The organism is Actinoplanes sp. NPDC051633, assembly GCF_040681735.1.
In the GTDB taxonomy this organism is placed as follows: domain Bacteria; phylum Actinomycetota; class Actinomycetes; order Mycobacteriales; family Micromonosporaceae; genus Actinoplanes.
In genome coordinates, this window is record NZ_JBFAZH010000206.1 from 1 (window position 1) to 8,873 (window position 8,873).

8 protein-coding genes, 2 pseudogenes and 1 riboswitch are annotated in these 8,873 nt (G+C 72.8%); of the genes and pseudogenes, 9 read left to right on the forward strand and 1 reads right to left on the reverse strand.

Annotated elements, in window-relative coordinates; translation table 11 throughout:
• The 6 genes and pseudogenes from AB0M20_RS14435 to AB0M20_RS14460 form a co-directional block, all read left to right on the forward strand.
• Nucleotides 1–669, forward strand: a pseudogene (locus AB0M20_RS14435) (primosomal protein N'); the annotation flags it as partial.
• Nucleotides 670–692: 23 nt separating this feature from the next.
• Nucleotides 693–1,901: a cytochrome P450 gene (locus AB0M20_RS14440; protein WP_364298105.1), complete on the forward strand. Its 1,209-nt coding sequence runs from the start codon at nucleotides 693–695 to the stop codon at nucleotides 1,899–1,901.
• A 41-nt stretch (nucleotides 1,902–1,942) separates the two neighbouring features.
• Complete coding sequence (gene def, locus AB0M20_RS14445) at nucleotides 1,943–2,500, forward strand: peptide deformylase (RefSeq protein ID WP_364298107.1); 558 nt, start codon at nucleotides 1,943–1,945, stop codon at nucleotides 2,498–2,500.
• A gap of 2 nt (nucleotides 2,501–2,502) precedes the next feature.
• Nucleotides 2,503–3,429 carry a methionyl-tRNA formyltransferase gene (fmt, locus tag AB0M20_RS14450; protein WP_364298119.1) on the forward strand — a complete coding sequence of 309 codons (927 nt, stop codon included), beginning with the start codon at nucleotides 2,503–2,505 and terminating at the stop codon, nucleotides 3,427–3,429.
• Nucleotides 3,426–4,901 carry a transcription antitermination factor NusB gene (locus AB0M20_RS14455; protein ID WP_364298109.1) on the forward strand — a complete coding sequence of 492 codons (1,476 nt, stop codon included), beginning with the start codon at nucleotides 3,426–3,428 and terminating at the stop codon, nucleotides 4,899–4,901. Before fmt ends, AB0M20_RS14455 begins: the two co-directional genes overlap by 4 nt.
• 44 nt (nucleotides 4,902–4,945) lie before the next feature.
• Complete coding sequence (locus tag AB0M20_RS14460) at nucleotides 4,946–5,590, forward strand: sulfotransferase family protein (RefSeq protein ID WP_364298111.1); 645 nt, start codon at nucleotides 4,946–4,948, stop codon at nucleotides 5,588–5,590.
• A 93-nt stretch (nucleotides 5,591–5,683) separates the two neighbouring features.
• Here AB0M20_RS14460 and AB0M20_RS14465 read toward each other — a convergent pair whose 3' ends face one another.
• Nucleotides 5,684–6,547: a septum formation family protein gene (locus AB0M20_RS14465; protein ID WP_364298113.1), complete on the reverse strand. Its 864-nt coding sequence runs from the start codon at nucleotides 6,545–6,547 to the stop codon at nucleotides 5,684–5,686.
• Nucleotides 6,548–6,659: 112 nt separating this feature from the next.
• Between AB0M20_RS14465 and rpe the strand changes: the two genes are divergently transcribed.
• The 3 genes and pseudogenes from rpe to AB0M20_RS14480 all read left to right on the forward strand — a co-directional run.
• Nucleotides 6,660–7,346 (forward strand): ribulose-phosphate 3-epimerase, encoded by a 687-nt coding sequence (gene rpe, locus AB0M20_RS14470; protein ID WP_364298115.1) that lies wholly within the window; start codon nucleotides 6,660–6,662, stop codon nucleotides 7,344–7,346.
• The gene (locus AB0M20_RS14475) at nucleotides 7,343–8,350 is read left to right on the forward strand and encodes a response regulator (protein ID WP_364298117.1); all 1,008 of its coding nucleotides are present in this window, start codon (nucleotides 7,343–7,345) and stop codon (nucleotides 8,348–8,350) included. The genes rpe and AB0M20_RS14475 overlap by 4 nt, the downstream gene beginning before the upstream one ends.
• 61 nt (nucleotides 8,351–8,411) lie before the next feature.
• A riboswitch (FMN riboswitch) is annotated at nucleotides 8,412–8,564 on the forward strand.
• Nucleotides 8,565–8,697: 133 nt separating this feature from the next.
• A pseudogene (locus AB0M20_RS14480) lies at nucleotides 8,698–8,873 on the forward strand (riboflavin biosynthesis protein RibD); the annotation flags it as partial.

An 8,873-nucleotide genomic window follows, 5' to 3' on the forward strand; every position in this document is an offset into this window, starting at 1 on the left:
GAGGAGCTGGGCCGTGCCTTCCCCGGCGTCGCCGTGCGCACCTCCGGCCGCGACGAGGTGCTGCAGACCGTGCCCGCCGAGGCCTCCGTGGTGGTCGCGACGCCGGGCGCCGAGCCGGTGGCCGAGGGCGGCTACGGCGCGGTGCTGCTGCTCGACACCTGGGCCCTGCTCACGCGCTCCGACCTGCGCGCCGGTGAGGAGACGATGCGCCGCTGGCTGAACGCGTCGGCGCTGGCCCGCCCCGACGGCTCGGTCATCGTCGTGGCGGACGGCTCGCTGGTCTCGGTGCAGGCGTTGCTGCGGTGGGACCCGGGCTGGTTCGCCGCCCGTGAGCTGGCCGAGCGCCGCGAGCTCCGGTTCCCGCCGGCCGCCCGGATGGCCGACCTCACCGGTCCGGCCTCCGCGGTCGCCGAGCTGCTCGAGACGGCTCGCCTGCCGGAGGGTTGCGAGATCCTCGGTCCGGTCCCGGTGCCGGCCCCGGCGGGGCCCGCCGTCGCCGGAGGCTCAGCGGCCGGTAGCAACACAGCTCATGAGCGCATGCTGCTGCGGGTCAACCGCGGGCGGGCCGCCGAGCTCGCGCACGCCCTGCACGAGGCGTCCGCCGTGCGCTCGGCACGCAAAGCCGCGCTGCCGGTGCGCGTCCAGATCGACCCCGCGACGTTGTTCTAGGAAGGTTCCAGGAGGATGGATCGATGAATGTCGGTGCCGCCGTCGCGTCGTTGATGTCTCCGCACGGGCTGCCGGATCCGTACCCGGCCTACGACGCGTTGCGGGCGGTCGGGCCGGTGCTGCCGGTGGGCAGGCGGTTCATCGTCACCGGCTATGCGGCCGTCGACGGCATCCTGCGCAACCCGAAGATGCTGGCCTACGACTCCGGGATCCTCGACACGCAGTTCGACGAGTGGCGCGCGAACCGGGCGGTGTTCCTGTTCGCCGAGTCCATGCTGCGGCAGAACCCGCCCAACCACACCCGCATGCGGCGGCTGGCCTCCGGTGTCTTCACCGCTCGCCGGGTGAGCGCGTTGCGCGAGGTGATCGCCGCCCAGGTCGACGAGATCCTCGACGAGTTCGCCGGTCAGGTGGAGGTCGACGTGGTGACGCGGCTGGCGTACCCGCTGCCGATCGCGGTGATCTGCGCGCTGCTCGGCATCCCGGCCGCCGACCGTGACCTGTTCCGGCGGCTGGCCGAGGCGCTCACCGCGGTGCTCGAGGTGCGCTGGACCGAGGAGCAGGGCCGTGTCGCGCACGACGCCGCGGTGGAGCTGGAGGCGTATTTCGACGGGCTGATCGCCCAGCGCCGGGCCGAGCCGCGCGACGACCTGGTCACCGCCCTGGCCGCGGCGCACGACGCGGGCGGTGACCGGCTCACCGGCGATGAGCTGATGGGCAACCTCGCGCTGCTGCTGGTGGCCGGCTTCGAGACCACCACCAACCTGCTCGGCAACGGCCTCGTGCTGCTGCTCGACCGCCCGGAGCTGGCGAAGCGGCTGGCCGCCGAGCCGGCGAGCGCACCCGGCTATGTGGAGGAGGTGCTGCGCTTCGATCCGCCGGTGCAGCTGACCGAGCGGTTCGCCGGGGCCGACCTCACCATCGAGGGCGTGCGGGTGCCGGCCGGCGCCGAGATGATCCTGCTCCTCGGCGCGGCGAACCGGGACCCGGCGCGGTTCGACCGGCCGGAGGTGTTCGACCCCGACCGGCCGGACAACGCTCCGCTGACCTTCGGCGCGGGCGCGCACTACTGCCTGGGTGCGCCGCTGGCCCGGCTCGAGGCACAGATCGCCCTGCCCGCCCTGCTGCGCCGTTTCCCGGCGATGGAGCTGACCGGGCGACCGGAGCGGCGACCCCGCCTCACGCTGCGCGGATGGGCCGCGCTCGGAGTCCGGCTCGACTCCGTAGACTGAATGCCGTCGCACACCCCCTTGTCAGGTAGGAGTACCACCGCGTGACCGTCCAGCCCATCCGCCTCTTCGGTGACCCGGTGCTGCGCACCGCGGCCGATCCGGTCGTGGACTTCGACAAGGAGCTGCGCCAGCTCGTCAAGGACCTGGTCGAGACCATGCAGGACGAGGGCGGCGCCGGCCTGGCCGCCCCGCAGCTCGGCGTGGGCCTGCGCGTCTTCGCCTTCGATGTGGACGACGTCGTCGGCCACATCGTCAACCCGGTGCTCACCTTCCCCGACGACGAGGAGCAGGACGGCCCCGAGGGCTGCCTGTCCATCCCCGGGGTCTACGTCGACACCAAACGCCGGCAGAACGTCGTGGCGGCCGGCTACAACGAGCACGGCGACCCGATCCGGCTGATCGGCACCGGTCTGATGGCGCGCTGTGTGCAGCACGAGACCGACCACCTCGACGGCGTGCTGTTCCTGGACAGGCTGGACGCGGCCGCCCGCAAGGACGCGATGAAGCAGATCCGCGAGGCGGAGTGGTACAACGAGGGACGGCCCCCGGTGATCAAGGAGAGCCCGCACGGCCGGGGCATCTTCGGCCTGGGCCGGTGAGCATGCGCCTGATCTTCGCCGGCACGCCAGCCGTGACGATCCCCGCCCTGGACGCGATCGCCGACTCGCAGCACGAGCTGGTGGCCGTGGTCACCCGCCCGGATGCGCCCGCCGGCCGTGGCCGCCGGCTGGTCCGCTCGCCGGCCGGCGCGTGGGCCGACGAGCGCGGCATCGAGGTGCTCACCCCCCAGCGCCCCCGCGAGCCCGAGTTCCAGGAGCGGCTGCGGGAGCTGGCGCCCGATTGCGTGCCGGTGGTGGCGTACGGCGCGCTGGTCCCGCCGAGCGCCCTGGAGATCCCGAAGCACGGCTGGGTGAACCTGCACTTCTCGCTGCTGCCCGCCTGGCGCGGCGCCGCGCCCGTGCAGCACGCCGTGCTGCACGGTGACGAGGTGACCGGCGCCAGCGTCTTCGAGCTGGAGGCGGGGCTGGACACCGGTCCGGTCTACGGCACGCTGACCGAGCCGATCGGCCCGCACGACACCTCCGGCGAACTGCTGGAGCGCCTCGCCACCCAGGGCGCCGGCCTGCTCGTCGCGGTGCTCGACGCGATCGCCGACGGCACGGCGCGGGCCCACCCGCAGCCGGCCGACGGTGTCACGCTGGCACCGAAACTGACCGTCGACGACGCCCGCATCCGATGGGGCGACCCGGCGTTCGGCGTGGACCGGCGGATCCGCGCGTGCACGCCCGCGCCGGGCGCGTGGACCACGCTGCGCGGCGACCGGCTCAAGCTGGGCCCGGTCCGCGCGGTCGCGAACGCGGCGCCCCTCAAGCCCGGCGAGCTGTCGGTCGAGCGCACCCAGGTGCTCGCCGGCACGGCCACCACCCCGGTGGTGCTGGGTGAGGTGCGGGCCGCGGGCAAGAAACCGATGCAAGCCGTCGACTGGGCGCGGGGCCTGCGAATCCAGGCGGGGGAGACATTCGAGTGACGGACCACAGGGCGGACCGGCCATACAACGCGGGGCGGCCGCGCCGGCCCGGGGGTCCCGGTCAGGAGCGTGACGCCAGGTCGGGGCGTGGCCCGCGGTCGGGTCGCCCGCCGTCGGATCCCGCGCGGCAGGCGGCGTACGAAGCGATCGCCGCGGTGCACCGCGATGACGCGTACGCGAACCTGGTCCTCTCCGAGATCCTGCGCGGGATGCGGCTGCACGGGCGGGACGCGGCGTTCGCGACCGAGCTGACCTACGGGACGCTGCGCGCGCTCGGGACGCTCGACCTGGTCATCGCCGCGGCGGCCGGGCGCGACGTCGCCCGGATCGACCCGCCGGCCCGCGACGCGCTGCGGCTCGGGGCCTATCAGCTGCTCTACACCCGGGTGCCGGCGCACGCGGCGGTCAACCAGACCGTCGACCTGGTGCGCTCGGTGGCGCCCGGTGCGGCCGGCTTCTCCAACGCGGTGATGCGCGAGATCTCCGAGGGCGGCGACCTCGACGCGTGGCTGACGAAGCTGGCTCCGGCGTACGAGGAGAACCCGGTCGCGAACCTCGCCGTCCTGCACAACCATCCGCAGTGGATCATCCGGGCGTTCTCCGAGGCGCTCGGTGGCGACCTGGAGGACACGGCGCGGCTGCTGATCGAGGACAACCTGCCCGCCGCGGTGCACCTGTGCGCGCGGCCGGGCCGGGCCGACGCCGTCGAGCTGGCCGACGAGGTGGGCGGCGTCCCGGGCGCGTTCTCGCCGTACGCGGTCTACCTCAGCGGCGGCTCGCCCGGCGAGCTGGCCGCGATCGCCGACGGCCGCGCACACGTGCAGGACGAGGGTTCGCAGCTGGTCGCGGCGGCGCTGCTGGCCGCGCCGGTGACCGGCCAGGACACCCGCTGGCTCGACCTGTGCGCCGGGCCGGGCGGCAAGACCGGCCTGCTCGGCGCGATTGCGGCCGGGCGTGGCGCCGAGGTGACCGCGGTCGAGGTGGCCGAGCACCGGGCGCGGCTGGTCGAGCAGGCCACCGACGGCATGCCGGTGACCGTGCTGCCGATGGACGGGCGCTCGGTGGGCCGCGACCCCGACCTGCCGGAGGAGTCGTTCGACCGGGTGCTGGTGGACGCGCCGTGCACCGGGCTCGGTTCGCTGCGCCGCCGCCCGGAGTCGCGCTGGCGCCGCCAGCCGGCCGACCTGCCGCCGCTGACGAAGCTGCAGCGCGAGCTGTTGGTGGCGGCGCTGCGCGCGGTCCGGCCGGGTGGCGTTGTGGCCTATGTCACGTGCTCCCCGCACATGGTGGAGACGCAGGTGACCGTGACCGAGGGCGCCCGCCGCAGCGGCGTCGAGGTGGACTTCGTCGACGCGAGGCCGCTGCTCCCGCCGGGCATGCCGCACCTGGGCCCGGGCCCGACCGTGCAGCTCTGGCCGCACCGGCACGGCACCGACGCGATGTTCCTGGCGGTGCTGCGCCGAACCACGTGATTGTCGACCTTTCCGATCCAGAAACTCTGGGTAGGTTGATGGTCATGAATGTCATCGGCGTGGGTTTCGGACGGACGGGCACGGCGAGTCTCAAGGCGGCACTGGAGCGGCTGGGCTTCGGCCCGTGCGCGCACTTCTTCCCGCTGATCGAGGACCAGGAGCGGGCCGCCCTGTGGCTGCGGGCCGCGCAGGGCGAGCCGGAGTGCGTCGCCGAGGCACTCGCCGGTCATCGGTCCACGGTGGACTGGCCGGGCACGTTCTTCTGGCGCGACCTGATCGTGCGCTACCCCGAGGCGAAGGTGGTGCTGACGGTCCGCGACCCGCAGAAGTGGTACGAGAGCGCGGAGCGGACCATCTATCGCGCCGCGACCAGCTTCCGCGAGTCCGGCGCGCCGATGCCGCCGTTCGCGCGGATGGCCCGGGCGACGGTCTGGAACGGCACCTTCAAGGACAACTTCGCCGATCGCGACTTCGCGATCAGGACCTTCGAGGAGCACAACGAGGCGGTCCGCCGCGAGGTCCCGGCGGAGCGTCTGCTGGAGTTCGAGGTACGGCAGGGCTGGGGGCCGCTGTGCGACTTCCTCGGCCGTCCCGTCCCCGACGAGGACTTCCCGCGCCTCAACGACACGCATACCTTCCAGGAGCGCAGGCCGGGTCTGCCCGATCAGGACGGTCGCCTTTGGGGGTGAGTTGCACGGAGCCGGCAGGGAGGCCGCCCCGCGGCCGACCGGTCTCCCCGGGAGGGGCGCACGGGCGACCACCCACCCAGGCCGGCAAAGGCCTTATGCGTAGTGGATCGGGAGCTTCGACTCGCCGGCGTCCCGGTACGTGCCGCGCATCTCGTCGTCGGCCAGCCACAGGAAGCACTGGACCGAGCGGATGCCCGCCGCCCACTCCGCGCGGCTCGGGGCGAAGGCCAGCCAACCGGCCCGGTACTGCATGTTCTCGTCGTCGGGGACACCGGTGAAGTCGGCGATCGAGGAGCGGCAACCCTCGGCCATCCGGTCGTCGTTCTCCAGTTTCTCCAGCGCCACGTCGGGGGCCGTCCACAAGCCGGTGAACTCGGCGTGGTGGCCGAGCTCGCAGGGCACTGCCGTCATGTCGCGGACGTTGCCGTCGCGGATCGACGGGTTGAAGCACCGCAATGCCATCGGCGCCTTGCCCTTGAGGGAGTCGCGCAGGGTGCCGTCGCGGCTCACCACGCGGTCGGTGCCCGGATCGACCTCAGCCAGGTCGCAGCGGAACCACCTCGCGCCCGCTGCCCACCCCTCCGGTCCCGGAAGCACCGGCTGAAGCCGCAGGCGGCCCGTGCGCCACCGCGCGCCGGTGAACACGTCCGCCCGCTTCGAGCACTCCGTCGCGGCCGCCGTCCGGGCCGCGGCCGGGTCGTCGCCCGCCGCCGCGCCGGGCAGGTCGCCGACGAAATAGGCCTCGGCCACGTGCCGCTCGGCGCAGTCGAAGGGGGCGTACGAGGCCAGTGGCTCGGTCGGCTCGAGCTTGTCGAAGCAGCCCTGCGCGGCGGGCCGGAAGGAGGTCGCCGGTGGTGGCGGCTTCCAGTCGTCGCCGATGTTGCCGTCGACTCCGTACGGCAGGCTGCCGCACCCGCCCACCAGCAGACCGGCCACCAGCACAACGGTGGCCGCCACCCAGCGCGCGACTCGCCGCACATCGCCCCCAGCAGATCGGTACGGATGAGTATCGCGGTTCGGGGCCCTGACGGCAGCCCCCGGGGGGCCGCTCAGGTTCTACACTTCGACCGTGGAGCCATCGCCGACCGATCCGATCATCGCGCCGAGCATCCTGGCCGCGGACTTCGCCCACCTGGCCGACCAGGTGCACGCCATCGAGGGCGCCGCCGACTGGGTGCACGTGGACGTCATGGACAACCATTTCGTCCCGAATCTGACGATCGGCCTGCCCGTGGTGCAGAGCTTGAAGAAGGCGACGTCGATCCCGTTCGACGTGCACCTCATGATCACCGACCCGGAGCGGTGGGCGCCCGGGTATGCGGAGGCGGGCGCCCACAACGTCACCTTCCACGCCGAGGCCTGCGACAACCCGGTGGCGCTGGCGAAGACGCTGCGTGCGGCCGGGGCCAAGGCCGGGCTGGCGATCGACCGGGACACCCCGGTGGAGCCGTATCTCGAGCTGCTTCCCTATGTGGACACGCTGCTGATCATGACGATCAAGGCGGGCTTCGGCGGTCAGAAGTTCCTGCCCGAGATGTTGGAGAAGGTGCGTGACGTGCGGCGCCGGATCCACGCCAAGGACCTGCAGGTGCGGGTCGAGGTGGACGGCGGCATCGCGGCGGACACCATCGAGCAGGCGGCCGAGGCGGGCGCGGACGCGTTCGTGGCGGGCACCGCGGTGTACGGCGCGGACGACCCCGCCGACGCGGTCCGCAAGCTGAAGGCCCAGGTGGCCAGAGTGAGCGCGCGGGCATGAGCACCGGCGCCGTCCAGTCCGACGACATCGTCCGGGAGCCGGAGTCCCGGCCCGACCGGATCATGGTGGTCGACGACGACGACGACATCGCCGGGTTCGTCGCCTTCAACCTCCAGGTGCACGGTTTCGAGGTGGTCCGCGCCCGCGACGGCCAGGAGGCGCTCGACCTGATGGAGAAGGTGCGCCCCGACCTCGCGGTGATCGACTGGATGATGCCGGCGATGGACGGCGTCGAGCTCACCCGCCGGCTGCGCGCCGAGCCGCTGACCAGCGCACTCCCGGTGATCATGCTGACCGCCAAGGGCCTCACCGTCGACAAGGTGGTCGGTTTGACCGCGGGCGTCGACGACTACCTGGTCAAGCCGTTCGACACCGCTGAGCTGATCGCCCGGGTGTCCTCGACGCTGCGCCGCAACAAGGAGTTCCGCGAGGTCTCCCCGCTGACCGGCCTGCCCGGCAACGCCCGGGTCCGCCGCGAGATCGTGGACCGGATGCGGGCCGGCGGCGACTACTCGGTCGGCTACATCGACATCGACCGGTTCAAGAGCGTCAACGACGTGTACGGCTTCGACCGCGGCGACGAGTTCATCACCGCCCTGGCCCGCAGCCTGCACCGTGCCGTCGCCACGTCGGGCCGGCCGTCGGTGTTCCTCGGGCACATCGGCGGCGACGACTTCGTCTTCGTGTGCACCCCCGAGCAGGTCCTGCCGCTGACCAAGCGCATGGTCGCCGACTTCGAGAACTCCGCCGACCAGCTCTACGACCCCGAGGACGCCGAACGCGGCTACATCGAAGTGCCCGACCGCCGCGGCAACAAGCAGCGCGCCGCCCTGGTCACGCTCTCCATCGGGGTGGCCGAGTCGCGCACCGGCGGGCGCAGCTTCAACGACCCGCGGGTGGTGGTGGCGGTGGCGTCCGAGATGAAGAAGGTCGCCAAGAGCCAGCCCGGCTCGTACGTGGCGATCGACCGGCGCAAGGGCCACTCCGGCGAGGACGAGGTGTGACCTCGGCGACGAGGTGGGTGGCATTTCCCCGATTCAGTGCAAGACTGGCCAGTAACCCACCACGCGCTGGCGGGACTCGGTGAAATTCCGAACCGGCGGTGATCCTCTGCGAGAGCAGGGGTAAGCCCGCGACCCGGACGTCGACCTTTGACGGACGGTGGACCTGGTGAGACTCCGGGGCCGACGGTCAAAGTCCGGATGGGAGGCAGCGCGCGGAGCAGGCTCAGGCTCGTCCTGGCCCGGGTCGGCGCTGCCGTACCCGAAGCCGGCCGGTCCGGTGCCCTGTTTCCGTGGTTTGTGCCCATCTGCTCATCAGCGCGTGACCGTGCCGCGCTGAGGAGGGCGAGATGGCGTCCGAGGATGAGGCGATGCGCCGCGCCATCGCGCTTGCCGCCCGAGGCCTGGGCACGACCAGCCCCAACCCGCCGGTCGGGTGCGTGCTGCTGAGTCCGTCCGGCGACATCGTCGGTGAGGGCTTCCACGAGTACGCGGGCGGTCCGCACGCCGAGGTGGCCGCGCTGGC